Annotated in this window: 24 protein-coding genes and 2 tRNA genes; 7 read left to right on the plus strand and 19 right to left on the minus strand. The window is 56.8% G+C overall.

Annotation, left to right across the window (positions count from 1 at the left end):
- The first annotated feature begins 61 nt into the window (after positions 1-61).
- Entirely contained in the window at positions 62-2,095 is a 2,034-nt protein-coding gene (locus F5897_RS04200) for a M3 family metallopeptidase (RefSeq protein WP_183304588.1), read from the plus strand.
- A 264-nt stretch (positions 2,096-2,359) separates the two neighbouring features.
- On the opposite strand, the gene F5897_RS04205 is transcribed toward F5897_RS04200, so the two are convergent.
- Together F5897_RS04205 and F5897_RS04210 are read right to left on the minus strand one after the other, a co-directional pair.
- Positions 2,360-2,433, minus strand: a tRNA-Val gene (locus tag F5897_RS04205).
- Positions 2,434-2,491: 58 nt separating this feature from the next.
- Positions 2,492-3,037 carry a redoxin domain-containing protein gene (locus tag F5897_RS04210; RefSeq protein WP_183304589.1) on the minus strand — a complete coding sequence of 182 codons (546 nt, stop codon included), beginning with the start codon at positions 3,035-3,037 and terminating at the stop codon, positions 2,492-2,494.
- A 126-nt stretch (positions 3,038-3,163) separates the two neighbouring features.
- Here F5897_RS04210 and aceE point away from each other — a divergent pair, with 126 nt between their 5' ends.
- The 6 genes from aceE to F5897_RS04240 all read left to right on the plus strand — a co-directional run bounded on the left by aceE (position 3,164) and on the right by F5897_RS04240 (position 10,879).
- Entirely contained in the window at positions 3,164-5,890 is a 2,727-nt protein-coding gene (gene aceE / locus F5897_RS04215) for a pyruvate dehydrogenase (acetyl-transferring), homodimeric type (protein ID WP_183304590.1), read from the plus strand.
- A 92-nt stretch (positions 5,891-5,982) separates the two neighbouring features.
- Positions 5,983-7,164: a PucR family transcriptional regulator gene (locus F5897_RS04220; protein ID WP_343048795.1), complete on the plus strand. Its 1,182-nt coding sequence runs from the start codon at positions 5,983-5,985 to the stop codon at positions 7,162-7,164.
- Between the two features lie 92 nt (positions 7,165-7,256).
- Positions 7,257-8,189, plus strand: a complete 933-nt coding sequence (locus F5897_RS04225; protein ID WP_124824138.1) for an ACP S-malonyltransferase — start codon at positions 7,257-7,259, stop codon at positions 8,187-8,189.
- Between the two features lie 24 nt (positions 8,190-8,213).
- Positions 8,214-9,221: a beta-ketoacyl-ACP synthase III gene (locus tag F5897_RS04230; protein WP_183304592.1), complete on the plus strand. Its 1,008-nt coding sequence runs from the start codon at positions 8,214-8,216 to the stop codon at positions 9,219-9,221.
- Between the two features lie 77 nt (positions 9,222-9,298).
- Positions 9,299-9,541 carry an acyl carrier protein gene (locus tag F5897_RS04235; RefSeq protein ID WP_124824140.1) on the plus strand — a complete coding sequence of 81 codons (243 nt, stop codon included), beginning with the start codon at positions 9,299-9,301 and terminating at the stop codon, positions 9,539-9,541.
- Between the two features lie 105 nt (positions 9,542-9,646).
- Positions 9,647-10,879: a beta-ketoacyl-[acyl-carrier-protein] synthase family protein gene (locus F5897_RS04240; RefSeq protein WP_221221289.1), complete on the plus strand. Its 1,233-nt coding sequence runs from the start codon at positions 9,647-9,649 to the stop codon at positions 10,877-10,879.
- A 137-nt stretch (positions 10,880-11,016) separates the two neighbouring features.
- On the opposite strand, the gene F5897_RS04245 is transcribed toward F5897_RS04240, so the two are convergent.
- The 17 genes from F5897_RS04245 to efp all read right to left on the minus strand — a co-directional run bounded on the left by F5897_RS04245 (position 11,017) and on the right by efp (position 26,724).
- Positions 11,017-11,718, minus strand: a complete 702-nt coding sequence (locus F5897_RS04245) for a methionine ABC transporter permease (protein ID WP_183304593.1) — start codon at positions 11,716-11,718, stop codon at positions 11,017-11,019.
- On the minus strand, positions 11,718-12,761 hold the full coding sequence (locus F5897_RS04250) for an ATP-binding cassette domain-containing protein (RefSeq protein ID WP_183304594.1): 1,044 nt from the start codon (positions 12,759-12,761) through the stop codon (positions 11,718-11,720). Before F5897_RS04250 ends, F5897_RS04245 begins: the two co-directional genes overlap by 1 nt.
- Before the next feature lie 82 nt (positions 12,762-12,843).
- Positions 12,844-13,758, minus strand: coding sequence for a MetQ/NlpA family ABC transporter substrate-binding protein (locus F5897_RS04255; RefSeq protein WP_183304595.1), 915 nt, complete (start codon positions 13,756-13,758; stop codon positions 12,844-12,846).
- A gap of 155 nt (positions 13,759-13,913) precedes the next feature.
- Positions 13,914-14,315: a hypothetical protein gene (locus tag F5897_RS04260; RefSeq protein ID WP_124824144.1), complete on the minus strand. Its 402-nt coding sequence runs from the start codon at positions 14,313-14,315 to the stop codon at positions 13,914-13,916.
- Positions 14,316-14,393: 78 nt separating this feature from the next.
- Positions 14,394-14,467 (minus strand) — tRNA-Ile (locus F5897_RS04265).
- Between the two features lie 55 nt (positions 14,468-14,522).
- The gene (locus F5897_RS04270) at positions 14,523-15,503 is read right to left on the minus strand and encodes a DMT family transporter (protein WP_183304596.1); all 981 of its coding nucleotides are present in this window, start codon (positions 15,501-15,503) and stop codon (positions 14,523-14,525) included.
- On the minus strand, positions 15,503-16,381 hold the full coding sequence (gene gmk, locus F5897_RS04275) for a guanylate kinase (RefSeq protein ID WP_183304597.1): 879 nt from the start codon (positions 16,379-16,381) through the stop codon (positions 15,503-15,505). The genes F5897_RS04270 and gmk overlap by 1 nt, the downstream gene beginning before the upstream one ends.
- Complete coding sequence (pyrF, locus tag F5897_RS04280) at positions 16,381-17,226, minus strand: orotidine-5'-phosphate decarboxylase (protein WP_183304598.1); 846 nt, start codon at positions 17,224-17,226, stop codon at positions 16,381-16,383. The genes gmk and pyrF overlap by 1 nt, the downstream gene beginning before the upstream one ends.
- Before the next feature lies 1 nt (position 17,227).
- The gene (gene carB / locus F5897_RS04285; protein WP_183304599.1) at positions 17,228-20,527 is read right to left on the minus strand and encodes a carbamoyl-phosphate synthase large subunit; all 3,300 of its coding nucleotides are present in this window, start codon (positions 20,525-20,527) and stop codon (positions 17,228-17,230) included.
- A complete protein-coding gene (carA, locus tag F5897_RS04290) occupies positions 20,527-21,774 on the minus strand; it encodes a glutamine-hydrolyzing carbamoyl-phosphate synthase small subunit (RefSeq protein ID WP_183304600.1) in 1,248 nt (415 codons plus the stop codon). Before carA ends, carB begins: the two co-directional genes overlap by 1 nt.
- On the minus strand, positions 21,768-22,265 hold the full coding sequence (locus tag F5897_RS04295; RefSeq protein WP_183304601.1) for a PH-like domain-containing protein: 498 nt from the start codon (positions 22,263-22,265) through the stop codon (positions 21,768-21,770). Before F5897_RS04295 ends, carA begins: the two co-directional genes overlap by 7 nt.
- Entirely contained in the window at positions 22,262-23,587 is a 1,326-nt protein-coding gene (locus F5897_RS04300) for a dihydroorotase (protein WP_124824150.1), read from the minus strand. The genes F5897_RS04295 and F5897_RS04300 overlap by 4 nt, the downstream gene beginning before the upstream one ends.
- Positions 23,588-23,589: 2 nt before the next feature.
- Positions 23,590-24,534 (minus strand): aspartate carbamoyltransferase catalytic subunit, encoded by a 945-nt coding sequence (locus F5897_RS04305; RefSeq protein ID WP_183304602.1) that lies wholly within the window; start codon positions 24,532-24,534, stop codon positions 23,590-23,592.
- Entirely contained in the window at positions 24,534-25,076 is a 543-nt protein-coding gene (pyrR, locus tag F5897_RS04310; protein ID WP_124824152.1) for a bifunctional pyr operon transcriptional regulator/uracil phosphoribosyltransferase PyrR, read from the minus strand. Before pyrR ends, F5897_RS04305 begins: the two co-directional genes overlap by 1 nt.
- A 210-nt stretch (positions 25,077-25,286) precedes the next feature.
- Entirely contained in the window at positions 25,287-25,706 is a 420-nt protein-coding gene (locus F5897_RS04315) for a carboxymuconolactone decarboxylase family protein (protein WP_124824153.1), read from the minus strand.
- Between the two features lie 41 nt (positions 25,707-25,747).
- Positions 25,748-26,164: a transcription antitermination factor NusB gene (nusB, locus tag F5897_RS04320; RefSeq protein WP_124824154.1), complete on the minus strand. Its 417-nt coding sequence runs from the start codon at positions 26,162-26,164 to the stop codon at positions 25,748-25,750.
- Positions 26,164-26,724 (minus strand): elongation factor P, encoded by a 561-nt coding sequence (gene efp / locus F5897_RS04325; protein ID WP_124824155.1) that lies wholly within the window; start codon positions 26,722-26,724, stop codon positions 26,164-26,166. Before efp ends, nusB begins: the two co-directional genes overlap by 1 nt.
- Positions 26,725-26,771 lie beyond the last annotated feature (47 nt).

Consider the following 26,771-nt stretch of genomic DNA (forward strand, 5'->3'; position numbering starts at 1 on the left):
CAAAAACCACCGGATACAATGGTGAAAATTTGCGGTTGCGCAAAAGAGTAAAATTGTGCGCATGACTGAAAACGTAAATAATCCACTGCTGACGCGATCCACCCTCCCCTATCAACTGCCTGTGTGGGAGCAGATTAAACCGGAGCACATCGTTCCGGCTGTTAAAACTGCGATTGCCGCAACCGAAGCCGCTTGGGAGCGCATCGCCACCCAGGAGGCAGCGCCAACCGTCGCCAACACAGTGTACGAGTTGCACGATGCTGGCCGCCAGCTGAGCGAGATTCTGAACATCGCTTTCACCCTGTTTTCTTCCATCGGCGGCCCCGAGCTGGAGGCTGCAGAGGCTGAAATCGGCCCGCTGCTGAGCGCCCACGACAACACTTACCGGCTCGACGAGCGGCTCTACAATCGACTTGCTGCGATTGATTTAAGCGACGCAGACGCTGAAACCGCACACTATATTAAAACAGAGCTGCTGAAATTTGAGCAGGGCGGCATCAAGCTTGATGCCGCTGATAAGGCTAAACTGCGGGAGCTCGACGCGGCTATCAGCGAGGCAGAAATTGCCTTCTCGCAGCGCGCAACTCTGGCGATGAGCGACAACGAGGTGGTTTTCACCGACGCTGCTGAGCTTGAGGGATTGAGTGCTGAGCAACTTGCGGCTTACGAACAGGCTGACGGCACCTGGAAGCTGCCGCTTGATAACTACACCAATCAACCGGTGCAAGCGGAGCTCAAGCTGCAGGCGTCTCGCGAAAAGGTTTTGGCGGCATCACTGTCGCGCGGTCTTGGTGAGCACGAGAGCAGCGACACCAGGGAGCTGATTTTGCGGATCGCGAAGCTGCGTGCTGAGCGGGCTGCTCTGCTGGGCTACCCATATCACGCCCAGGCGGTTGCTGCCGCCGGGATGGCGCAGGATTCTGACGCCATTATGGAGCTACTGCGCAGCGTCAGCAGCTCGGCTTTAGCAGCCGCGAAACAGGAGGCGGAGCGCTTTAAGCAGCTGGCTGCGGCTGACGGTTTGCGTGAGTTGCGAGCCGCTGACTGGCTGTTTTACGAGGCTAAGCTCCGCGCCGAGCTGGGTATTGATGAGAGTGAATTAGCGCCTTACTTTGAGTTGAACAGCGTGGTTGAGCGCGGCTTGTTCTTTGCTGCTGAAAAACTGTACGGGATTCGTTTCGTGCCGCTCCCGGAGCTGAAGGGATATCTGCCGAGCGTCAAAACCTGGGAGGTTCAGGAAGCTGACGGCACCCCGATTGCGCTGTTCCAGGCTGACTTCTTCCGCCGCAAAGGAAAATCAGGCGGAGCCTGGATGCACGCGATTGTGGAGGGCGCCAAGCGCGACGGTAACCTGCCGGTGATCATGAACAACTGCAACTATCCAGAGCCGCAGTCGGGTGAGCCGTGCCTGCTGACCTGGGATCATGTCATCACCCTGTTCCATGAGTTCGGGCATGCGCTGCACGGGATGTTCGCGGACTCCCAGTACCGCTGGACCTGTGGCACTAACGTGGCGCGCGACTTTGTGGAGGCGCCGAGCCAGTTTAACGAGATGTGGGCGTATCATCCAGAAGTTGTTGCTAACTACGCAGTGCACTATGAGACCGGTGAAAAACTGCCTGCCGAGACCGTACAGCAGCTGGTTGATGCGGCAACCTTCGGGCAGGCTTTCGCTACCACTGAGCAGCTGTCAGCGGCTTTGGTGGATCAGCTGTGGCATCGACTAACTCCGACTGAGGTGCCAGACGACGTTGCCGAGTTTGAAGCGCATGCGCTGCGCCAGGTTGGGATGGATTACGACTTGATTCCTCCGCGGTATCGCTCTGCTTACTTCACCCACACTTTCGGCGGCGGCTACGACGCTGGCTACTACTCATACGTGTGGGCAGAGGTTGTGGCTGCAGAGATCGAACACTGGTTCCGCACTGTGGGCGCCGAGAACGGTGACGGTGGTCTGAACCGCGCCGCCGGTGAAAAGGTACGCCGTGAGTTGCTTGGGCGGGGTTCTTCTCGTCCAGAGATGGATTCTGTGCGGGCCGTGCTCGGACGTGATCCGGAGCCGGCAGCGGTGCTGCGCCGCCGTGGGCTGAACTAGACAGCAGCGACCAGCAGCGCTGACACCCATCAAGCGACCGAGTGCGGCGCGGCTATTTTGATAGTCGTGCCGCACTCGCGTTGTGTCACACACGGGGCCTTGCGCCGTGCATCGCATGCCGGCGTGCCCTGCCTGAAGCTATTTCGTGTCGGATGGATTAAGGCAGGCGGACAGCCTGGCGGCTGTCAGCGCAGCGGGCGGCACCGCTGCTAACGGCAGATGCCCGGGAATAGCAAAAAACCCGCTTGCGGCGGGTTTTATCTGTGCGCCCGGAGAGACTCGAACTCCCGACCCCCTGGGTGTAAACCAAGTGCTCTAACCAACTGAGCTACAGGCGCTTGTCTTGCGACTTTTCTGTTGTTGTCGGTGACAACTCAATAACTATAACAACATTTTTTAAGCCCTCGCAAATGGCTCCCCGGCCTCGGCGTGTCGCAAGGCTGCGAGGGTGTTTTCGTAGCTCGCGGTATCCCGTTGCTGCCCCGGGATGGCGCTAAAGACGGCGCTGATCCGCCCCCGCTGATCGACAAGCAAAGTTTTGCGCAGGCTGCTTCCGGTCTGCGCGTTAAATGCACCGTAGCGGCGCGAAATTTTACCGTGCGGCCAGAAGTCACTGACCACCACAACATTGGCGGGAATATCCTGCTGGGTTTGCAGCCATGATCGTAAAGTATGCTTACTGTCGCAGGTAATAATCACCAGCTGCGCCTCCAAGCTCGGTGCGAGTTGCAGCAGCTCTGTCACCTCCGCATCGCACACCGGAGTGAATGCGTTCGGGATGAAAACGAGAAACTGCGGCTGTTGCGCTGTAGCTGTCCGCAGGTGATAAAGCTCTCCTTTGATGTCCGGGAGTGAGAAATCTGGGGCGGTGGATCCAGCCGCCGAGCGTGCCGCTGTAACGCGCCCGCGGATTTTAACCATGGTCTTGTGTAAAAAATGCATGCTGAGGATATTTTAGAGGTATTGTGCAAAACTCGCACCCCCTCCGCCTGTCACCTAGTAGGATAGTAACGTGTCTGCAAAAGCAGAGTGTCCGTAGCGCATTGCGCGTATCAGCAGAGGATGAAGATGGCAGTTAACACTGAAGATCCATATGCACCTGACCGTCCCGACTCAGATCCGGAAGAAACCCAAGACTGGCGTGAATCGCTTGACGACCTGGTAGCGCAGCGCGGTCCTGGCCGTGCTCGGGAAGTTATGAGCAGTCTTTTGGCACGCTCTCGCGAGCTGCACCTGAACGTGCCACAGATCCCAACCACGGACTACGTGAACACTATCGCGTCACAGAATGAACCAGAGTTTCCAGGAGACGAAGCGCTAGAGCGCAAATACCGCAAATATATTCGCTGGAATGCGGCGATGCTGGTACATCGAGCGCAGCGTCCCGGTATTGAGGTCGGCGGCCATATCTCCACGTATGCTTCGGCTGCTGCGCTTTATGAAGTTGGGTTTAACCACTTCTTCCGCGGGCAAGAGCATCCCGGCGGCGGTGATCAGATTTTCGTGCAGGGCCACGCCTCCCCAGGTATCTACGCTCGCGCTTTCCTGGAGGGTCGTCTCAGCGCGGCTGATCTTGATGGTTTCCGGCAGGAGGTGTCACATCCGGGCGGCGGTTTGCCAAGCTACCCGCACCCGCGATTGATGCCAGACTTCTGGCAGTTCCCGACTGTATCGATGGGTCTCGGCCCAATCAACGCCATCTATCAGGCACAGTTCAACAAGTATCTAACCAACCGCGGCATTAAAGACTGCTCTGATCAGCACGTGTGGGCCTTCCTCGGCGACGGTGAGCTTGACGAGGTAGAGAGCCGCGGACAGTTGCAGGTTGCCGCAAACGAGGGGCTTGATAACCTCACCTTCGTAATCAACTGCAACCTGCAGCGGCTAGACGGTCCGGTGCGCGGTAACGGCAAAATCATCCAGGAGCTGGAGAGCTTCTTCCGCGGTGCCGGTTGGAACGTCATCAAAGTTATCTGGGGCCGGCAGTGGGATGACCTGCTGGCACGTGACAAAGACGGTGCTCTGCTGAAGCTGATGAACGTTACCCCAGACGGTGACTTCCAGACCTACAAGGCAGAAAACGGTGCATATGTGCGGCAGAACTTCTTCGGTCGCGATCCACGCGCTCTGCAACTCGTTGAAAATTACAGCGACGACCAGATTTGGGGGCTGCAGCGTGGCGGTCACGACTACCGCAAAGTTTACGCAGCGTTCAAGGCCGCAACCGAGCATAAAGGCCGCCCAACGGTTATCCTGGCGCACACCATTAAGGGTTACGGCCTGGGGCCGCACTTTGAGGCCCGTAACGCAACCCACCAGATGAAGAAAATGTCGCTTGAAGACCTCAAACTCTTCCGCGACACCATGGATATTCCGGTTTCTGACGCTGAGCTGGAGGCAAATCCATACGAGGCACCTTACTACCGCCCAGCAGAAGACAGCGATGTAATCCAGTACATCAAAGAGCGGCGTCGTGAACTCGGCGGCTACCTCCCGAGCCGCAGTGCAAAATATGTGGATCTCGCGCTGCCCGAGGCTAAACGCTACGACATCGCGAAGAAAGGCTCCGGTAACCAGCAGGCTGCAACCACTATGGTGTTTGTGCGACTGCTGAAAGACCTGATGCGCGATCCGAATTACGGTAAGCGGATCGTGCCGATTATTCCTGACGAGGCACGCACCTTCGGGATGGACAGCTACTTCCCTACATCCAAGATCTACAACCCAAACGGGCAAACCTACACCTCGGTTGACCGCAACCTATTGCTCGCCTACAAGGAGAGCTCAGAGGGCGCGATTTTGCACGTGGGTATTAACGAGGCGGGCGCTGCAGCGGCGTTCACCGCGGTTGGCACCTCATACTCAACTCACGGCGAGCCGATGATTCCGGTTTACATCTTCTACTCAATGTTCGGGTTCCAGCGTACGGGCGACGCTTTCTGGGCGGCGGGCGACCAAATGGTGCGTGGTTTCGTAATTGGCGCAACAGCTGGGCGTACCACGCTCACCGGTGAGGGGCTGCAGCACGCCGATGGCCACTCTCCGCTGCTGGCGTCAACCAACCCTGCAGCTATCAGCTATGACCCAGCATACGGGTACGAGATTGGACATATTATCCGCGCCGGTATGGAGCGGATGTACGGTGGCAAGCATCCCGACCCGAACGTGTTCTACTACCTCACTGTCTACAACGAACCGATTGTGCATCCAGCAGAGCCGGCCGATGTTGATGTTGAAGGCATTGTGAAGGGTATTCACCGTGTTGAGGTTGGCCCAGATGCGGAGCTAAAAGCACAGATTCTAGCTTCCGGTGTTGCCGTGCCATGGGCACGAGAGGCCGCCCAGCTGTTGCACGAAGACTGGGGTGTGAGCGCCGATGTGTGGAGTGTTACCAGCTGGTCAGAGCTGTACCGTGATGGCCTCGCTGCAGATGCCGCTGCCTTTAAGAATATCGGTGAGCAAAACCGCCAGGCATACGTCACTGAAAAGCTGGCGGATGCCACGGGGCCATTCGTTGCGGTTAGCGATTTCGAGACCGGTGTGCCGGAGCAAATTCGGAAGTACGTTCCGGGCGACTACTCGGTGCTTGGTGCTGACGGTTTCGGCTTCAGTGATACCCGGGCAGCGGCCCGGCGCTACTTCGGTATTGACCGCGAGTATGTGGTTGTGAAGGTGCTGGAGCGGCTGGCAGCCGCGGGGCAAATTAGCTACGATATTCCTCGCACTGCCTATCAGAAGTACCGCCTCGACGATATTGCTGCCGGTTCAACTGGCGGCGCTGGCGGTGATTCCTAGTAAAATACAGGTTACAGGGCGGGCTGAGTCCGCCCTGTAACCATATCCCCCTAAATAATCCCCCTCAAAGAAAAATGAACACAGGAAAAACTGTGACAACTAATCAAATAAATGAAACAGTTGCGGCAGATCTGAAATGGCTTAAAACCGTCATGCATGAGGTCACCGCACTGTCACTACAGCGTTGTGACGCGGAGTTTCCGTGGCTGGCGAATATGCCGGAAAAACGCCACCAAATCATTGGTGATGTGGTGCGCCGAGGCCTGCAGGCCTACGTTAATTGGTGTGAGGACCCGGCTGGCCGGCAATCGCTAATCGCTGAAATTTTTGCCTCCGCACCACGCGAACTGTCACAGGCGCTGAGCTTGTTTCAAACCCTACAGCTCACTCAGGTGGTGGTGGCAACCGTAGAGGAAGCTGTTGCGGAGCGTAGCCCCGAACTCAAAGAAGCTACACTGCAGTTCTCTCGCGAACTGGCTTTCGCAGCTGCCAAGGTTTACGCTAAGGTGGCGGAGATTCGCGGCCTGTGGGATACCCGCCTGGAAGCGCTAATCGTAGATTCAATCATCACCGGCACCGCAGTTGGAGATGTGCGTAGTCGTAGCGCTGCGCTGGGCTGGAAAGGAAACGGTGCGGTGGCAGTGCTAGCGGGCACCATTGCACCACAAGCAAATCTGGAGCAGCTGCGCCGAGCCACTCGTAAATACGGTTGTGATGTGCTGGTTGGGGTGCAGGGCAACAGATTGCTTTTGGTTTTCGGGCAGCTGCAGCAACAGAGCCTTGCTGCAGCTAGCGAGGTTTTTAATGCGCTCACGCAGCGGGTTAAACACCACTTTACCGCTGATCCATTGATTCTTGGCCCAACTGTTTCTTCGATTGTGCACGCACAGTACTCCGCAAAAGCAGCACTTGCGGCACTGGCAGTAGCTGCTGCGGTGCGCGATGTGAGCTACCCTGCAGCTGCTGACGCGCTGCTGCCGGAGCGAGCAATCTCTGGCGATGAGCTGGCGCGTGAAACCCTGTTGGAAACGATCTACCTGCCACTGCACCGAGCGAATGGTGAACTGCTGGCGACTCTGCGCAGCTATTTGTTGAACGGCAGCTCATTGGAACAAACCTCGCGTGATTTATATGTGCACACTAACACCGTGCGCTACCGGTTAAAGCGTATCAGCGAGCTTATCGAATGCAACCCCGCAAAGCCTCGCGATGCTTTCATGCTGCGCACTGCTTTGGTGCTTGGAGACCTTTATAGTGCCAAGGAAAATGACTAATCACTGCCGCTTGTATGAAATGTACAAAAAACTCTGCAAAATATAGCCGTTAAATTCCGAAGTTAGTATGATACATCTGGCAAACTAGTGTTGTGATTGTTATTACCTGCCCCGGTCAGGGGTCTCAGAAACCAGGATTTCTTAGCCCATGGGCTGAGGTTCCTGAGTATCGCGCGCGGCTGGCGGAGATGTCTGCGGCAATCGGTGTCGATTTGCTGCGCCATGGCACCGAGAGCGATGCCGAAACCATTAAAGACACTGCAGTCGCGCAGCCTTTAATTGTTGCCTCTGGAATTCTCGCGATTGATGCCTTGCGCTCAAACTTGACTGCTGCAGGCGCTGCAGAAATGGTTGCAGACTTGCAATTCGCTGGTCACTCCGTTGGTGAAATCACTGCTGCCTACGGTGCAGGCATTTTCGATGCGGCAACTGCGATGCGTTTTGTAGCTGCACGCTCCCGCGCAATGCAGGAGTGCGCACAGACGCATGACACTTCAATGGCGGCGGTGCTCGGCGGTGAGCTAGCGGAGATTGAGCCGCAATTATCGGACCTCGGCTTAACCCCGGCAAACTACAACGGTGGCGGCCAGATTGTGGTCGGTGGATCCAGCGCTGCCGTTGCTGAACTGGTCGCTAACCCGCCAGCGAGAACCCGCGTGATTCAGCTACAGGTTGCAGGCGCTTTCCACACTGCAGCAATGGCTGCTGCTCAGCAGCAGCTGCAGGCTATACACAGTGAGTTTACGGTCAAAGATCCGGCCCACAAAATTTACACCAACGCTGATGGCAGCACAGTGAGCAGCGGGGCCGAGTACCTTGACCTTTTGGTGCGCCAGGTTGCAAGCCCGGTACGCTGGGATTTGTGCATGGAAGCATTTGCTGCCGGCCATGTCACTGCTCTGGTTGAGGTTACTCCGAGTGGCGCTCTCGCTGGCCTGGCACGCCGCGGTTTGAAGGGCGTGCCGTGCCACAAGATTGACACCCCAGCTGATGCGGCAGCTGCGGCAGCCGCATTAATCGCTTAAGCAACCTGAGACGGTGAGGTAAAAATGACAGTGAAACTTGTGCAGCAAGCTGGTGTACCCGGCAGTGAGATTCTCGCGCTGGGCGCAGCGCGCGGAGAAAATGCGGTGCCAAACTCTGCGTTGATTGAGCCCATTAACTCTTCTGATGAGTGGATACGCCAGCGCACCGGAATTATCACTCGTATGCGCGCCAACGCTGACACACTGGCTGTAGACCTCGCAACCACTGCCGCTGCGGAAGCAATCGAAAAGGCCGGGATTGATCCACAACTGATTGATTTGGTCATTGTGGCAACCATTAGCAATGTGCGCCAGACCCCGTCAATCGCTGCGATTGTGGCGGATCGGGTCGGCGCAAACCCTGCAGCGGCGTTTGACTCAAACGCTGCCTGTGCGGGCTATTGCTATGCAATTGCACAGGCTGATGCTTTGATCCGAGCGGGGCAAGCACACTACGCACTGGTAGTTGGGGCTGAGAAACTCTCTGACATTGTGCACCCGGAAGATCGCAGCATCTCTTTCCTACTTGGGGACGGTGCTGGCGCAGCTGTGCTTGGCCCGACAACTGAACCTGGAGTTGCAGCAACCGTTTGGGGTTCGGACGGCAGCCGCGGTGATGCAGTGAGCATGAATCACACCCTGCTAGAATTCCGTGATGGTGCTGCCGAGTGGCCGACTCTTCGGCAGGACGGTCCGAGCGTGTTCCGCTGGGCGGTGTGGGAAATGGCGAAAGTGGCACGCCAGGCTTTGGATGCTGCCGGGATTCTGCCTGAGGACCTCACCGCATTTGTGCCGCACCAGGCAAATATGCGCATTATTGACGAGTTTGCGAAACAGCTCGGGTTGCCAGAAAGTGTTTTGGTGGCACGGGATATCGCTGAAACCGGGAACACCTCTGCTGCCTCGGTGCCGCTAGCAATGCACCGCTTGTTGCGTGAGCATCCGGAGGCTGGCGGCGGCTTAGCCCTGCAAATTGGTTTCGGAGCAGGACTAGTGTTTGCGGCACAGGTTGTGCGGATGCCACGCGTTTAATATGTAAAGCGCTCCACATCGGTAATTAACTACTAAACTTTTAACTGAGACAACCGTTTCAAACTAAGGAGAAAACAATGGCACTGACCACTGAAGAGGTACTGAGCGGCCTGGCTGAGCTCATCAACGACGAAACCGGTATTGCACCTGAGGTTGTAAGCCTGGAGAAGTCATTTACCGATGATCTCGATATCGACTCAATTTCAATGATGACCATCGTGGTTAACGCTGAAGAAAAGTTCGACGTAAAGATTCCAGACGATGAAGTAAAGAACCTTAAGACCGTAGGTGACGCAGTTAACTTCATCGTTAACGCGTAAGCTACGCAAATCTTGTGGGGATCAGCGTTGTTTCGCTGATCCCCACATTTAAACCTGATTTTAGACTTTTTCCTTACATTGCGTTCAAAGAACCAGGAGATAGTAATGACCAAGATTGTAGTTACCGGTATCGGTGCGTCTACCCCGCTAGGCGGCAACGTAGCTGACACTTGGGAGGCGCTGCTTGCCGGTAAATCCGGTGTGCGCACACTGCCGCATGACTGGGTTGTGCAGTACGACCTGCCGGTCACTTTTGCGGCCGAAGCCCTGGTTCCTGCGAGCGAGGTTTTACCGCGACCACAGGCGAAGCGACTGGATCCTGCCAGCCAGTTCGCGGTTGTAGCGGCGATGGAAGCATTCGCAGACGCCGGCAGCCCAGAGGTGGTGCCGGAACGCCTCGGTGTAGATTTTGCGACCGGTATCGGCGGCGTGTGGAGTCTGCTGAACGCCTGGGACGATCTGCGTGAAAAAGGCCCACGTCGCGTGATGCCGATGACCGTGCCGATGCTGATGCCAAACGCTGCAGCAGCCGCGGTTTCAATGCACTTTGAGGCACGTGCCTACGCTCATACGGTGGCATCCGCGTGTGCTTCGAGCACAGAGTCGCTGGTTAATGCTATCGCGAACCTCAAGGCCGGACTTGCGGACGTGGTTATCACCGGTGGTACGGAGAGCGCGATCCACCCAATTACCGTTGCAGCTTTTGCCTCGATGAAGGCGCTGTCAAGTCGCAACGATGATCCGAGCACCGCTTCACGCCCCTATAGCGCTGACCGTGATGGTTTCGTGATGGGTGAGGGAGCTGCAGCGCTGGTATTAGAAACTGAAGAGCATGCTAAAGCCCGTGGTGCGCGAATTTACGCGGAGCTCGCAGGTGGCGGGATAACTGCGGATTCTTATCACATCACCGCTAACGACCCTGAGGGTCGTGGTGCAGCACGCGCGGTCGAGCTAGCGCTTGCGGAAGCAGGAGCAACCGCCGCCGAGGTGACTCACATTAATGCGCACGCCACCAGCACCCCGGTGGGCGACATCGCAGAGTATGCGGCGCTGCAGAAAGTTTTTGGTGACCGCATCAACGAAATTCCGGTGTCTGCAACCAAGGGTGCAACCGGCCATCTACTGGGCGGCACCGGTGCGCTAGAAGCAGTATTCACGGTGCTCGCGGTGCATAACCGTGTAGCACCGCCAACGATTAACACCGGCCAGCAGGATCCTGAAATTCCGGTGCGCATCAGCGCTGAACCGCAGCCACTCGGCGACGGCCCGCAGTTGGCAATCAGCAATAGCTTCGGGTTTGGTGGGCACAACGCTGTGGTTGCGGTACGCAGCGTCTAACCCCTTTACTACAGATCTTTATCAGCAAACCTAAAATCGCTAACCTCTCCCCTTGTCTGCGGGGTTTGAGGTTAGCGATTTTTAGTATTTTGAAAACCTGCCAGCATCGAAATAGCAGCACGTGAGTGTCTGCGCTTTTACCGGCGCAGCAGTTTGCGTGCGAGCAGGTTGCCTGCCAGCTGCACCAGTTGCACAATCGCTATCACGATAAGCACCGCTGCCCAGGTGACCCACGGGTTAAACTGGCGGTAACCGTACTGCAGCGCAAAGTTACCAAGACCGCCGCCACCAATTAGCCCCGCCATCGCAGTCATATCAACCACCGCGATAATCGCAAAGGTATAGCCGAGCACCAGCGGACCCAGAGCTTCCGGAATTAAAACCGTAAAAATGATGCGCAGTGGCCCTGCACCCATCGCTCGTGCGGCTTCAATCGTGCCCGGCGGCACTGTCAGTAGATTTTGCTCCACAAGCCGCGCAATCCCGAACGCGCACGCGAAAATCAGGGTAAAAATCAAAGCCGGAGCCCCGATGCCAGTGCCCACCACAACACGCGCCAAGGGCTGCAGCACCGCAATCAAAATGATAAATGGAATCGGGCGGAAAAAATTCACGATAAAGTTCAGCAGCGCATAAATTGGACGGTTTTGCAGCACTGCCCCGGCGCGTGTAACCGTCAACAGCACCCCGATAAACAACCCGAGGATACCGCCGCCGAGCATTGCCAAAGCAACATAGTGAAGCGTTTCCAGAGTGGCTGTTAAAAATTTCCCGTCGCTTAAAAATTGCAGCAGGTCATTCAACTCACCGTCAGTAAACAGCGGAGTCACCACAGTCATTATCCCAGCACCTCCAAATCGACATGCTGCCCCAATGCCGCTACCGCGTGCGTCACGCGCAGCTCCTCACCCAACAGCTGCAAAGTTAATTTTCCAAAGCTGCGCCCGCCAACGGTAGTAATACCGCCGTGCACAATATTAACGCCAACCCCGCGATCCGCTAGAGTCTGAAACACGAGCGGCTGATCCACATTCTGATCACTAAAGGTGAGGGTGACAAGTTTTCCGGTGCCCTCTGCCAGAAGGCGCTGAATCCGCGCAGCGTCTGGCTGCGTAGGGAGCGCTGTCGCGACGAACTTCGCGGTTACTGCCGCTTTGGGGGTGGCGAAAACCTCGAACACAGATCCCTGCTCTACCACTTTGCCGTTCTCCATCACGGTCACCGTGTCGGCGATTTCCCGTACCACATCCATTTCGTGCGTGATTAACACGATCGTAATGCCCAGTTCCCGATTAACACGCGACAGCAGTCGCAAAACCTCTGCGCTGGTGTCGGGGTCGAGTGCGCTCGTGGCCTCATCTGCGAGCAGCACCTGCGGGTTTGTGGCAAGCGCGCGTGCAATGCCAACACGCTGTTTTTGCCCGCCCGAAAGCTGCTCAGGATACGCGGCGGCGCGATCGGCCAACCCCACAAACTCTAGCAGCTGTGCAACTCTTTGCTTACGCTCAGCCGTAGACATTTGCAGCCCGTATTTAGCGGCAACCCGCAGCGGAAACTCGACATTTTGGGCCACGGTTTTGCTGTTAAACAGATTGAAATGCTGAAAAATCATGCCAATCTGCGAGCGAATTACACGGAGTTCGCGTTCGCTGAGGGTTACCAGATTAGCGCTGTCACCAATGCGGATCTCACCGCTCGTGGCATGCTCTAAGCCGTTGATAAGGCGTAGCAATGTTGATTTACCGGCGCCAGAATAGCCGATGATGGCGTGGATCGTGCCGCCCGGAATCTCGATGCTGACATCGTCTACGGCGGTTAGCGGTGTTGCGCCACGCCTTGCCGGGTAAGTTTTGGTGACGTGCGAAATGCTGATCGCGGCCACGATGCTCCTTTGTTAACTGCGAGAGGAAAATAATATTAAAGCAGTTGTGGGCAGAGCCCGAAGCCCTGCCCACACGATAGACCTAGTTATTTGCTTTGATGTCTGCCTGCACTTTTTCGAGTGACGCGGTGAGATCAGCTACCGGGGTCTGCAGCAGCACGGCGCTCCCACCAGAAACCTCTTGTAGACCATCCTGCACGGCCTTGGTGTTTTGGAAAATCTCTACCAGTTTCAGGTAGGTAGGGTTCGTGGCGTCTGCTTTTTTCGCGGCAAAGATGTTAACGTACGGTAAAGCGCTAGCGTCTTCTGGGTTGTCACTAAAGAGCGCGTCGCTAAACTCCAACCCGGCCTTGGTTACGAAGTCGTTGTTAACAATGGCGCCATCAACGTCTTTGATGGATGCCGCGGTGAATGAGGCATCAACCTCGGTGACTTTCACCTTTGACTCGGCGGTTATGATGTCATCCGGGGTTGAGAAAATGGTTCCGCCGTTTTCCAGCTTCAACAGGCCTGCCTGCTGCAGTACGAGCAGTGCCCGCGCCCTGTTAGACTCATCAGCAGGGATAGCGATGGTTGCACCCTGCGGAATATCTGTTACTGCTTTGTGCTTCTCAGAGAACAGCGCCAGTGGGTAGATTGCGGTGGAGCCGATGGGCACGAGGTCATCACCGCTAGCTACGTTGTGCTGAGCAAGATAAACAATGTGCTGGAACTGATTAAGGTGCAGCTCCCCCGCGCTTAGAGCCGGATTTGGCTGGTTGTAGTCCGAAAAATCTACGATTTCAACAGTGATGCCTTCAGCTTTTGCGGCAGCTGTGTAAGTATCCCAGTAAGGGTCGCTTGCTCCCACAACACCAATCTTTACGGTTTCATTGGTAGCAGTGGCTTCTGTCTTGATGTCTGCCGGAGCTGCGTTGTTATCACTTGTGCAGCCGGTGAGCAGCAGTGCAGCCGCAGCCGCACCCGCAGCCCAAGATGCGATTTTTTTAATAGCCATGATGTTCATATCCTTTCAGAACTAGAAGTTACTTCTAGTGTGCAGAATTTTTAGGCACGGTGCACCTTGAGCTGTAACAAAGTGCAACATAGGCTGGGCAAAAATAATGAACCCCGCACCTGTAAAGGTGCGGGGTCACAATGGGATATATTAACTTATGCCTGCTGCTTCAGCTTGTTTGAACCAACAACGAAGAAAACACCGATTAGAGTCAGCAGCACGAAGCTACCAAACATTGCTGGAGCCAGAGTGCTGAAGTCTACACCCAGCGGCATGAGAGCCTGGTAACCGACCACACTGTTGATGATAGCCCAAGCAATGATACCCATACCCAGGCCCCGGATGATGCCGGCTGCGCTAGGAGATGCAGACTTCACGATAGCGAAAATGCCGATTGCGATCAGCGCTACCGCTGCGATTACCTCCATGTACTTCAGGTATGCAAGCCCTGCTGGGAGCTCCTGAGCAATGTTAGAGATGAACTGCAAGAAACCACGAATAATTGCGATAATACCGCCGGCCAGAACCAGGCCGCTACGCTTTACTTGATTAGTCATACAAAGAAGCATAGCACACAATTTGTGTTTCAAACCAGAAAAACCCTCGAACTTCCGCAGAAATTCAAGGGTTTTCGGTGGGGAGTGTGGGGCTTGAACCCACGACCGGCGGATTATGAGTCCGCTGCTCTAACCGACTGAGCTAACCCCCCCGTGTGAGCCAGTAAAGCCGCAGCTAAACTGTGCACCAAAAAAAGTTTAGCGTATCTAAGTGATCTCGAGGGAGTTTTTACCCACTTGTGGATGGAATTTAGAAATTGTAAGCACCCCAAACAGTGCTACTGCACCGGAAATCACAAACATCACAAACGCCCACCACGGTGCACTGCTGGCCTCTCCGAGCACCAAAATACCAATCAGCACCGCCACCAGCGGATCAATTACTGTTAAACCCGCAATCACTAAATCAGGAGGCCCACACGAATGTGCATTTTGAACATAAATCATGCCAAGCGCCGCACCTAAAATCAGGCAAGCTACCGCAATCCAGGTGAGAACTTCAACATCTCCTTGTTGGAAACGAGAAATCACAGTTTTAGCGAGAGTTGCGACAAAAGCGTATAGGATGCCTGCACCAATAACATAGACAAGTGGATTTGGTTTTTTACGAAGCAAAGAAATTGCCGCGATCAAAAGCAAAACACTGCCCGCGAAAATAGCCAGAATCGTGATTAACTGCTGATCTTTTACTCGCACGTCACGCGCGGTGAACGCCGCAACCGTCACAAACACCACAACCCCGATAACGCACAACAGAATCGCGCTACGCACCCGCTTTGGCAGTCTTATACCAGACATTTTCGCGTTCAAAACCGCGGTTACAACCAGCGCCACCACGCCCAACGGCTGCACCACAACCAGCGGTGCTAAACTCAACGCTACAATCTGCAGACACACCGCCAGAGCGAGCATCAGTGATCCGCTGAGCCACGAGGGGCGTGACATAAGCCTTTTTACGTGTGCACCAGACAGCCCGGTTGCGGCACTCTCCTGCGTCAGCTGCTCAACCTTATTCAACCCACGCGACTGATACTGGGTGCCTACGCTCATTAACACTGCGCCGCAGATGGCCACAGCAATCCCCAGGAGTTGCTTACCCGTTAAATGCAGCGGATCGACATCCTGCGCAAAGACCACCGCTGCAAAAACGCCAGGAAACAGCAAATACCACAACAGCGCAGCACGCATCAGCTGTGCCCTCGCATCACCTGCACCAGCTGTTCAGCAGCATCGGCAACCACGTCATTCACGATAACCACATCAAACTCGGAGGCAGCAGCCATCTCCACCTTGGCAGTGCTGAGACGACGTTCCTGCTCATCAGGAGATTCGGTGCCGCGCCCGGTCAGGCGTGAAACTAACTCCTCCCAGCTCGGAGGCGCTAAGAACACCAGTTGGGCGGCCGGATCCGCAGCCCGCACTTGCCTGGCGCCCTGCAGATCAATCTCTAACAGCACCAAATAGCCCGCTGCTGCCGCGTCAAACAGCGGCTGCTTCGGTGTGCCGTAACGATGCACCCCGTGCACAGTGGCCCACTCCAGCAGTTCGTTCTGCGCTAGCATCCGGTCAAATTCGGCATCCGACACGAAGTAATAGTGTTCGCCGTCAATTTCACCAGGCCGCGGCGCGCGAGTTGTTGCAGACACCGACAACCGCACCTGCGGGTAATGCTGCTTCAGATAGCTCACGACTGTGCCCTTACCAACAGCGGTTGGGCCAGCCAGCACCGTAATCTGCGGCTTGTCGGCGACACCGTTGCGGGCGTTCAGCCAGGTAACCAAGCGGGCACGCTGCTTACCGCCCAACCCCCCGAGCCGTTTTTTCTCGGAAATTTTGAGGTCTTCCAGCACGCGGCGCATTTTCACCTCGCCAATGCCTGGCAACATCAGCAGCATCTCTTTCACCCGCAGCCGGGCTGCGGGATGTTCCTCATCGCGGCCAAGCTCCACCAGTTTCAGGGCGCTCAGCTCCCCGCGGCGCAGTTTTTCTTTCAGCTCCGCGCGCTCCTGTCGCGCCTGCACTGCGGCACGACTCGCGGCGACGCGATCCACCTCTGGCATTTGCATTACATTACCTCAGCTATCTCTTCAGACTTCGCTTTGATACGAGCGGTAAGCTGCGCTGGATCACCCGCCAGCACGCCGCGCGACTCGTTCGGAATCACGCCCTGGCTGAGCTCTCCGAATAGCCGCTTGAGATCTTGCAACCGCGCGCCCTGCGCGCCAAAACCGGGAGCCAGAATCGGCAGCACACTGTTGCTCGGCAACGGTCGCCCGGTGTCGATGCCATAATCAGGAAGCTGCACAGTGGCTCCGAGAACCACCCCGATGCGCCCCACCGGTGCGTAGTGGGCGGCGTTTTCCGCATCTACCGCGGCAATCACCGCGGCCGCCACGGTCTGCTCATCTGCCCGCACAGCCTGCTGAGTTGCAGCAGCTTCGGGGTTGCTGGTGGCGGCGAGCACAAAAATTCCCTTATCGTGCTGGTGCGCCAATTCCAGCCCGCCAGCGAGCGAACCAAACCCCTGATACGCTGCGGCGGTCATGGCATCGGCCTCCAGCGGGCTGCCGGGAGTGAGCCAGGCTGCCGCATATGCGGTGAAGGTGGATCCGATGTCGCCGCGTTTCACATCCGCGATGATCGGAATGCCGGCGGCGCGCGCATCCGCAAAAATGCGCTCCAAGGCTACGAAGCCGGCGCTGCCGAAACGCTCGAAGAACGCGATCTGCGGCTTTAGTGCCAGTACCTGCGCAGCAGCCGCGGCGGCGACCACTTTACGCCCAAAAGTTTCTGCCCCCTGGGCAGAATCTGGCAGGTTCCAGTCGGCGAGCAGGAACTGGTGTGGGTCGATACCCACACACAGTCGCTGCCCAGCCGCAAACCCAGCTGCAAGAGCTTTGCTGAAACCCATGTTAGTGAGCGCTCTCTGCAACACGAGCTGCGCGCTCTGCCGCATATTCCTGCAGGCTCTTCACCGCGAACGGTTCATCCTTCGCGCTGAGCGCGGCAACAACCGCGGTGAGCTCTGAAATAGTGGTGAAAATCGGCTTGTCTGCGGTTACCGCCGCGGCACGAATCTCGTAGCCGTCAGCGCGCTCCGCCTGCCCTGATGGGGTGTTGACCACCAGGTCAACCTCGCCACGCTCCAGCAGCGACACGATAGATGGGTGCTCAAAATCACTCTCGGAGTGCTTGCTAACCAGCTCTGACGGCACGCCGTTGCGGGCCAGCACCACCTGGGTGCCGCGGGTTGTGAGCAGCTTGTAGCCCATTTCCACCAGACGTCGCGCCGGCATTACTACGCCGCGCTTATCACGGTCTGCAACCGAGATGAAGATGGTACCGCCCGCAGGCAGAGTGCTGCCCGCACCCGCCTGGCTCTTCGCGAACGCGCGTGGGAAATCAACATCCATGCCCATAACCTCACCGGTTGAGCGCATTTCCGGCCCGAGCAGAGCGTCAACTGACTTACCCTCTGCGGTGCGGAAACGTTTAAACGGCAGCACAGCTTCTTTCACAGCAACCGGGGCGTCAAGCGGCACCTGGGTGCCGTCAGCAGCCGGCAGGAAGCCACTTTCCAGCAGCTCTGCGATGCTCTCCCCAACCATAATGCGGCTGGCAGCTTTGGCGAGCGGAATGCCGAGCGCCTTAGACACGAATGGCACGGTGCGGCTGGCGCGTGGGTTTGCCTCGATCACAAACAGCTGCCCCTGCGCGAACGCAAACTGCACGTTCAACAGGCCTTTCACTCCGATGCCGCGCGCAATCGCTTCGGTTGCGGCAATCACCTGCTGAATCTGGGCATCGCCGAGTGACACCGGTGGCAGGGTGCAGCTAGAGTCACCGGAGTGCACGCCGGCCTCTTCAATATGCTCCATAATGCCGCCCATGTACATTTGCTCACCGTCAAACAGTGCATCAACGTCAATCTCGGTGGCGTCATCAAGGAAGTAGTCAACCAAAAGCGGCTGGCCGGGGCCAATCAGCGCGTGTTCCGCGATCCGCTCAAAGTAGTCGCGCAGCCCCGCCTCAGAGTAAATAATCTCCATGCCACGGCCGCCGAGTACGAATGATGGGCGCACCAGCACCGGGTATCCGATCTCGGTGGCAATCTTCAGCGCCCCGGCCTCAGTTGTTGCGGTGCCGTGCTTTGGCGCGAGCAAACCAGCCTGCGCCAGGATTTCACCGAAAGCGCCACGCTCTTCCGCCAAATCAATAGCGTCTGGGGTGGTGCCGAGAATCGGAATCCCGGCTTCCTGCAGTGGCTTTGCGAGACCCAGCGCGGTCTGCCCACCGAGCTGCACCACAACGCCCAACACTTTGCCGGACTGCTGCTCGGCGTGAATCACCTCCAGCACATCCTCCAGCGTCAGTGGCTCAAAGTAAAGCCGGTCCGAGGTATCGTAGTCGGTGGACACGGTCTCAGGGTTGCAGTTGATCATTACGGTCTCGTAGCCCGCATCGCTCAGCGCGAAGGAAGCGTGCACACAAGAGTAGTCAAACTCCACACCCTGACCGATACGGTTCGGGCCAGAGCCGAGGATAATAATCTTCTCGCGCTGTGACGGCGCAACCTCGGTCTCCAAATCATAAGAGCTGTAGTGGTAAGGGGTTAGCGCGGGGAACTCACCCGCGCAGGTGTCTACGGTCTTGTAAACCGGACGCAGCCCTATACCGTGCCGCAGGCCCCGCACCTCAGCTTCGCTCATACCGCGCAGCTGCCCGATCTGAATATCGCTGAAACCATGGTTCTTCGCGGTGCGCAACAGCTGCTCATCAAGCCGCTCAGCTGCCTGAATTTCAGCTGCAACCTCGTTAATCAACTGAATTTGATCGAGGAACCACGGATCAATATCACAAGCCGCGTAGACCTCTTCGATGCTCGCGCCTAAGCGCAGCGCCTGCTGCACAGCGACAATGCGACCATCTGTCGGGCGCTTGATACTTTCTAGCAGCTCAGCAACGCTGCGAGACTCCTCGCCCCAGTGGAAACTGGTGCCGCGCTTTTCAAGCGAACGCAGCGACTTTTGCAGTGCGGTCGTAAAGTTACGGCCAATCGCCATCGCCTCACCAACAGACTTCATGGTGGTTGTCAGAGTATCGTCAGCCGCAGGGAACTTCTCAAACGCAAAGCGCGGGGTCTTTACCACAACATAGTCGATGGTCGGCTCGAAGCTGGCTGGAGTCTTCTCGGTGATGTCGTTAGGAATCTCGTCGAGGCGGTAGCCGATAGCCAGTTTTGCAGCAATCTTCGCGATCGGGAACCCGGTAGCTTTAGAAGCCAGCGCGCTGGAGCGAGACACGCGCGGGTTCATCTCAATCACGATGATACGCCCGGTTTGTGGATCCACAGCAAACTGAATGTTGCAGCCACCGGTGTCTACGCCCACGCGCCGAATAATGTCGATGCCGATGTCGCGCAGCTTCTGGAACTCGCGGTCGGTGAGAGTAAGAGCTGGAGCCACGGTGATGGAGTCGCCGGTGTGCACGCCAACCGCATCAACGTTTTCGATTGAACACACCACAACGGTGTTGTCGGCGGTATCGCGCATCAGTTCTAGCTCGTACTCTTTCCAGCCGAGAATGGACTCTTCGAGCAACACTTCGGTGGTTGGGCTGTAGTGCAGGCCGTCGCCTGCGATGCGAATCAGATCTTCCTCGTTGTAGGCAAAGCCTGAGCCCAGACCACCCATGGTGAAAGATGGCCGCACCACAACCGGGTAGCCGAGGTCAAGCGCCGCAGCTTTCGCCTCTTCGAGGCTGTGCACAATTGCGGAGCGTGCCACATCAGCACCCGCTGCCAGCACCAGGTCTTTAAAGATTTGGCGGTCTTCGCCGCGCTCAATCGCATCAACCTTAGCGCCGATGAGCTCTACCCCGTGCTTGTCGAGAATGCCGCGCTTGTGCAGCTCGATAGCGGCGTTCAGCGCAGTCTGCCCGCCGAGAGTTGGCAGAATTGCGTCAGGGCGCTCCTTAATGATGATTGACTCAATAACCTCCGGGGTGATTGGTTCCACGTAGGTGGCGTCCGCAAAATCCGGGTCGGTCATAATCGTCGCCGGGTTGGAATTGATAAGAATCACGCGGACGCCCTCGCTGCGCAGCACACGGCAAGCCTGGGTACCAGAGTAATCAAACTCGCAAGCCTGGCCGATCACAATCGGGCCAGAGCCGATAACGAGAACGGAATTAATATCGTCGCGTTTTGGCATTAGTTGTTCTCGCTTTCCTGTGAGGTAGTCGGGGTTACTGCTTGTGAGTTTGCTGCTGCGCTTGCCGCTGTATTTGCGTGCGCAGCGCGTTGCATTACCAGCTGGCGGAACCGCTCAAAAAGATAGAAGGCATCGTGCGGGCCGGCTGCTGCCTCTGGGTGGTACTGCACGCTGAAAGCAGGAATGTCGAGGCACTCTAGGCCTTCCACAACCTGATCGTTGAGGCTGATGTGGCTGACACGCACGCGCCCGAAGCCGTGCGGTGACTCGTGCTCGCGATCGGCTGCGAGGTCCACCGCAAAACCGTGATTTTGTGCAGTGATTTCGACCTTTCCGGTGCGGGTGTCAAGCACTGGCTGGTTGATGCCGCGGTGCCCGAACGGCAGCTTGTAGGTGTCAAAGCCGAGTGCGCGACCAAGCAACTGATTGCCGAAGCAGATACCAAAGTATGGCACCCCGGTGCGCAGCATGGCGGCAAGCAAATCTACCTGCTGCTGGCTGGCTGCTGGATCACCCGGACCGTTGGAGTAAAACAGCGCGTCTGGCGCGATTTCCTGCAGCTGCTCGAAGGTGGTGTCTGCCGGCAGTACGATAACGTCAAAGCCGTGATCTGCGAGGTAGCGCAGGGTTGCGGCTTTAACGCCGAGATCGAGCACTGCAATGGAACCGACGCGGGATACCTCTGGGTTTGCCGGAATATCGTAGCGCTCTTTGGTGGACACTACGGTTGATAAGTTTTGACCGGCCATCGCGGCCTGTGACAGCACCAGCTCCAGCTGCGCGGCAGCATCCAGCTCATAATCTGTACCCGAGAAGATACCAGCTTTCATGGAGCCCGCGGCACGAATGTGGCGGGTCACAGCACGGGTGTCGATGTCAGAGATGCCGACAACCTCGTTTGCGATGAGATCTTCGTCGAGCGATTTTTCAGCACGGAAATTAGAAACGCGGCGTGCGCGGTCGCGCACCACAAAACCACTCACCCAGATACGGCTGCTTTCCATATCGGTTTTGTTAACCCCGGTGTTGCCGATGTGAGGGGCAGTCATCAGCACAATCTGGCCCGCGTAAGACGGATCAGTGAGGGTCTCCTGATACCCAGTCATACCGGTTGAAAACACCAGCTCGCCAAGTGTGCGGCCGGTTGCGCCGTATGCGCGCCCCTCAAAGCGGCGGCCGTCCTCCAACACCAGCACAGCTTTGCCGGTGGTTGCCGCTGCTGCAGGCGGCGTAAACGTGGTTAGCATTGCCCTGTCCCCTCAATATTGCTTGTAACTAAGTTAATAAATTCTTTTTGCTGCGCGGCGCTCGGTAACCGAAACACACTCACTAATGCTTGCTCTCCAGCACGCCAGTGCACCTCAACCAGACCGTCTTTTTCAACGGTTTTCGCGAGTGAAGATTGGCAGGTGGTGATGCGGTGGATCGCGCCAATCGCGGTCTCGTTTTCACCCGGTATCGCAACTTTCAGCCCGTCTGAGTGCACCGTGACAGTTGCGTAGCCGCGGTAGATTAGCCCCGGCAGGCTGACCCGCACAAGCGGCTGTGCAGCCGGATGCGTAACCACATAGAGAACCCGCTCAAACTTTTGCTGCGCAGCTCCGGTTACCGGTGTCAGAGCTGCTACCAGGGCGTCACCCTGGCGCTGCCGCCGGTTCCAGCTACGCCACATTCCCCAAAATGCTAGCACCGCAAGCACAGCGCAGACGCTGCCGCCGATGAGATAGTTTTGAGTCACAGGTCTACCACTTCACCGTTGTCGCAGGTGATGACGCCGTGGCGCACCGTGGTGTGTACTCGGCCCGGCAGCTCCATGTCGAAGTATGGTGAGTTGGTGCTGCGGCCGCGCAAATCAGCTTCGCTGAAAACCCGGGTGCGGTGCGGATCAACCAGCACCAAATCGGCGGTAGCGCCAACCGTCAGCGTCGCCGGATGCTCAAAATAGCTGCCAATCTGCGCTGGTTTCTGGCTGAGCAGCTGTTCCAGCTGTGCCCAGCTGATGTGCCCTGGCTCAACCAGGCTAAGCTGTGAGATTGAGAAAGCTGATTCCAGGCCGACCATCCCGAAAGCGGCGGCATCCCACTCGCAATCTTTGGCTTCTGCCGGGTGCGGTGCGTGGTCAGTCGCGATAATGTCGATGATTCCCGCTGCAACCGCTTCGCGCAGCGCAGCCACATCGGTGTCGCGCCGTAGCGGCGGGTTTACTTTGTAGCGCGCGTCATATGACCGCACTAAATCTTCGGTGAGAATAAGATGGTGCGGAGTTACCTCTGCAGTGATTTTAACGCCGCGCTCTTTTGCCTGCCGCACCACTTCCACTGAGCCGGCGGTTGAAAGATGGCAGACATGCAAACGGGCATCAAGGTGCTCCGCGAGCAGCGCGTCGCGCGCGATAATTGATTCCTCAGCGACAGCTGGCCACCCGGCAAGTCCCAGCTCGCTTGACAGCTGCCCCTCGTTCATCTGCGCGCCCTCAGTGAGACGCGGATCTTGCGCGTGCTGTGCGATTACCCCGTCAAAAGTTTTGACGTATTCCAGAGCACGGCGCATCAAAAGTGAGTCGTGTACGCACTTACCATCGTCACTGAAAACTCGCACCTGGGCGCGGGAGTTGGCCATAGCGCCGATTTCGCTGAGCTTTACCCCTGCCAGGTCTTCGGTTACCGCTCCGATTGGCCGCACCGTGGCGTAGCCCGCGTTATCGCCGAGTGCCGCAACCTGTTCCACAACACCCGCGTTATCCTGCACCGGAGCGGTGTTTGCCATAGCGAAAACCGTAGTGAAACCGCCCGCGGCTGCGGCGCGGGTGCCGGTGTAGACAGTTTCAGACTGTTCAAAACCTGGCTCCCGCAAATGGGTGTGCAGATCCACAAAACCGGTAAATGCGAGCAAACCGGAGCCGTCAATCACGCGTTCTGCGGCGGTTGCAGTGAGGTCTGTGCCGCGCTCTACAATCTTGTCGCCTGAGATGCGCAAATCTACCGGCTCGCTGTGAAGCGCAGTGCCCGGCGCGGTTTCAGCTGCTGCCAGGCGCACATTCTTGATTAGAATATCGGCCATTGTTATGCGTCCTTTCCGGCGAGCAGCAGGTAGAGCGCCGCCATTCGCACGCTCACACCGTTGGCAACCTGCTGCAAAACGGTTGATTTGTCAGAGTCTGCTGGGGCACTGGCGATTTCTAGACCGCGATTCATCGGCCCCGGATGCATCACCATCGCTTTGTCGCCAAGCAGTTTGAAGCGCTGCTCGGTGAGCCCCCACTGGCGGCTGTATTCGCGGGCTGATGGGAAATAAGCGTGCTGCATCCGCTCGGCTTGAATGCGCAGCATCATCACCACGTCAGGTTTGGTTGCCAGCGCCCGGTCAAAATCAGTTTCGAGAGTTACAGGCCAGTTTTCTGCGCCGTAAGGGAGCAGAGTTTGCGGCGCGACAAAAGTAACCTCGGCACCGAGGGTTGTTAGCAGCCACATGTCTGAGCGCGCCACACGGGAGTGCTTAATGTCACCGACGATAGTCACGCGGACCCCGTCGAGCCCTTTACCAGCGCTGGCTTTGCCGTGAATCCGCTGCCGAATGGTGAAGGCGTCAAGCAGCGCCTGAGTCGGGTGTTCGTGAGTGCCGTCACCGGCGTTGAGCACGCCCGCGGTAATCCAGCCGCTGGCCGCGAGTTTCGCCGGCGCCCCTGACGCCCAGTGCCGAATTACGACGCCGTCGGCGCCGATTGCTTGCAGGGTCTGAGCGGTGTCTTTGAGTGACTCCCCTTTAGATACGGAGGAGCCTTTAGCGCTGAAGTTAATGACGTCAGCCGAAAGTCGTTTCGCAGCGGCCTCAAAAGATATTCGGGTGCGGGTAGAATCTTCAAAAAACAGGTTAACCACGGTTTTGCCACGCAGCGTTGGCAGTTTTTTTACCTCGCGCTGTTGGGTTGCTTGCATTTGCTCGGCTACGTCAAGCAGTGTGATTGCCTCGTCGCGAGTCAGCTCGGCTGTGTGTAACAAGTGACGCATTATTTCTCACTCTCCGCAGCAGCTCCGATAAATACCGCATCCACTCCGTCAGTTTCCACCAGCTGCACCTGAATCCGCTCGCTTTTCGCACTCGGCAGGTTTTTACCGATGAAATCAGCGCGGATCGGCAACTCCCGATGCCCGCGGTCTACCAGGGCAGCAAGCCGCACAACCGCTGGCCGACCGTGAGCGCCCAAGGCGTCGAGCGCGGCGCGCACGGTGCGCCCAGAAAACAAAACGTCATCGACCAGTACGACGGTTTTACCGTCGAGCGATTCTGTTGGCATGTCGGTTGGTTTAGGTGCAAGCATCGGGTGCGCCCCGAGATCGTCACGGTACATTGTGACATCAAGAGTAAACGCTGGAACCGCTGCGGCTTCAATCCGATTAATGTTTGCGGCAATACGCTCAGCCAAGAGCGCACCACGAGTAGGAATGCCGATGATGATTAGATTGTCGGCTCCCTTATTTGATTCAATAATTTCGTGCGCGATACGGGTTAACGCACGAGCCATTTCACTGGCTTCAAGCACCTGACGCATTTTGCCCCCTTCTGCGCCTCACGGGACGCTCTTAAAGAAGTGCTTTCTTTATTCTAGCAAACTCCAAGCCGCTATTTTCGGGTGTCACCAGCATTTTTATGTTTGTACTAGGTCTAGAAAATACTCCCGAAGCCCACGTAAAAGCGGCGGGCCCCACTGAGGGACCCGCCGCGAAATACCCACCTGCCTCACAGGCTATTGCTGTGGCTACTATTTCACCGGGAAGTGGCTGTGCAGCGCGATGCGGTTCCAGGCGTTCATAGTGATTACAATCCAGCTGATAACAGAAATCTGCTCGTCGTTCAACGGTGCGTAGTCGTGCGCAGCCGCATCGCCGTTGTTGACATTTTCAGCAAGAGCAAGAGCAGCAATCTCCATAGGGGTAAAGCACTGAGCTTCACGCCACGCCGGCAACACCGCGAGCCGATCAAAGCTGTCTCCAGCTTCCAGCGCCAGCTGGTTGTGGCTACGCAGGCAGTAGGCGCAGCCGTTCAGTTGCGACACCCGGATCTTAACGAGCTCCACGAGCTTTGCGTCAAGCCCGGCTTCCTCATATGCTTCCTGCGTGAGCTCTTCAAGCTCCCCCACCTTAGCCAGCAGCTGCGGGTGCAGTTTCGCAAGATTCGCCATTGTGTTACCTCAATTCTTCTCAGTGAAACAGTTTCCAAGCATTACAACGCCTGCAGGTCGGCAATTCTTCCCAACACGCCGTTTACGAAACCACAAGAGTCCTCAGTTGAGAGCTGTTTCACCAGAGATACAGCTTCATCGATGGCGACCGCTGCCGGAACCTCGTCATTAAAGCAGATTTCCCAGGTTGCGACTCGCAGGGCAGCGCGATCCACATTAGGCATCCGCTCCAACGGCCACCCCTCAGAAGCAGAAGCAATGTACTCATCAATTTGCTCCTGATGCTCGGCAACGCCCTGCACAATTTCAGAGGCATATAGCCAGCTGGCGCGACGGTCAGGCTCCCCCAGCGCACGCTCAGCCTCTGCCCGCAACACCTCATGCAATGACCGCGACATAACATCACTGAGATAAATCATGTCGATTGCGCGCTTGCGTGCTTTAGTGCGAGCACTCATTAAGAAACACGACCCAGGTACTCACCGGTGCGGGTGTCTACCTTCACCTTGGTGCCGGTCTCAAGGAACAGCGGCACCTGAATCTCAGCACCGGTCTCTACGGTTGCAGGCTTTGTGCCGCCGTTTGCGCGGTCGCCCTGCAGGCCTGGTTCGGTGTAGGTAACCTCCAGCTCTACAGATGCTGGAAGTTCAATGTAAAGCGGTGAACCGTCATGCATTGCAATGGTAACGTTCATGTTCTCCAGCATGAATTTCTCAGCGTCGCCAACGATGGTTTCGCTAACGTTTACCTGATCATAGTCGCTGAGGTTCATGAACACGAAGTCGCTGCCGTCGCGGTAGAGGTACTGGTAGTCAGAGCGATCCACCTGCGCGGTTTCAATCTTGGCACCAGCGTTGTAGGTCTTGTCAACAATCTTGCCGCTGACCACGTTCTTCTGCTTGGTGCGCACGAAAGCGCCGCCCTTACCAGGTTTTACATGCTGGAACTCTACAACGCTCCATAGCTGGCCGTTCTCGAGAATCACTGTACCGTTTTTAATATCGTTACTGGTTGCCATTATCTTCCTAACAGTAGTGTTTAACTAGCTAATTCTAACGTAATTTC

It is taken from the genome of Canibacter oris (assembly GCF_014197205.1).
Taxonomy (GTDB): Bacteria; Actinomycetota; Actinomycetes; order Actinomycetales; family Microbacteriaceae; genus Canibacter; species Canibacter oris.

Excerpts from the sequence above, each read along its gene's own strand:
- F5897_RS04300 (WP_124824150.1), bottom strand. The coding sequence starts at position 23,587 with ATGGCCGATATTCTAATCAAGAATGTGCGCCTGGCAGCAGCTGAAACC.
- F5897_RS04315 (WP_124824153.1), bottom strand. The coding sequence starts at position 25,706 with ATGGCGAATCTTGCGAAACTGCACCCGCAGCTGCTGGCTAAGGTGGGG.
- pyrR (WP_124824152.1), bottom strand. The coding sequence starts at position 25,076 with ATGCGTCAGGTGCTTGAAGCCAGTGAAATGGCTCGTGCGTTAACCCGT.
- F5897_RS04245 (WP_183304593.1), bottom strand. The coding sequence starts at position 11,718 with ATGACTGTGGTGACTCCGCTGTTTACTGACGGTGAGTTGAATGACCTG.
- aceE (WP_183304590.1), top strand. The coding sequence starts at position 3,164 with ATGGCAGTTAACACTGAAGATCCATATGCACCTGACCGTCCCGACTCA.
- F5897_RS04260 (WP_124824144.1), bottom strand. The coding sequence starts at position 14,315 with ATGACTAATCAAGTAAAGCGTAGCGGCCTGGTTCTGGCCGGCGGTATT.
- pyrF (WP_183304598.1), bottom strand. The coding sequence starts at position 17,226 with ATGGGTTTCAGCAAAGCTCTTGCAGCTGGGTTTGCGGCTGGGCAGCGA.
- nusB (WP_124824154.1), bottom strand. The coding sequence starts at position 26,164 with ATGAGTGCTCGCACTAAAGCACGCAAGCGCGCAATCGACATGATTTAT.
- F5897_RS04230 (WP_183304592.1), top strand. The coding sequence starts at position 8,214 with ATGACAGTGAAACTTGTGCAGCAAGCTGGTGTACCCGGCAGTGAGATT.
- carB (WP_183304599.1), bottom strand. The coding sequence starts at position 20,527 with ATGCCAAAACGCGACGATATTAATTCCGTTCTCGTTATCGGCTCTGGC.
- efp (WP_124824155.1), bottom strand. The coding sequence starts at position 26,724 with ATGGCAACCAGTAACGATATTAAAAACGGTACAGTGATTCTCGAGAAC.
- F5897_RS04270 (WP_183304596.1), bottom strand. The coding sequence starts at position 15,503 with ATGCGTGCTGCGCTGTTGTGGTATTTGCTGTTTCCTGGCGTTTTTGCA.
- carA (WP_183304600.1), bottom strand. The coding sequence starts at position 21,774 with ATGCTAACCACGTTTACGCCGCCTGCAGCAGCGGCAACCACCGGCAAA.
- F5897_RS04255 (WP_183304595.1), bottom strand. The coding sequence starts at position 13,758 with ATGGCTATTAAAAAAATCGCATCTTGGGCTGCGGGTGCGGCTGCGGCT.
- F5897_RS04210 (WP_183304589.1), bottom strand. The coding sequence starts at position 3,037 with ATGCATTTTTTACACAAGACCATGGTTAAAATCCGCGGGCGCGTTACA.
- F5897_RS04305 (WP_183304602.1), bottom strand. The coding sequence starts at position 24,534 with ATGCGTCACTTGTTACACACAGCCGAGCTGACTCGCGACGAGGCAATC.
- F5897_RS04200 (WP_183304588.1), top strand. The coding sequence starts at position 62 with ATGACTGAAAACGTAAATAATCCACTGCTGACGCGATCCACCCTCCCC.
- gmk (WP_183304597.1), bottom strand. The coding sequence starts at position 16,381 with ATGCAAATGCCAGAGGTGGATCGCGTCGCCGCGAGTCGTGCCGCAGTG.
- F5897_RS04235 (WP_124824140.1), top strand. The coding sequence starts at position 9,299 with ATGGCACTGACCACTGAAGAGGTACTGAGCGGCCTGGCTGAGCTCATC.
- F5897_RS04240 (WP_221221289.1), top strand. The coding sequence starts at position 9,647 with ATGACCAAGATTGTAGTTACCGGTATCGGTGCGTCTACCCCGCTAGGC.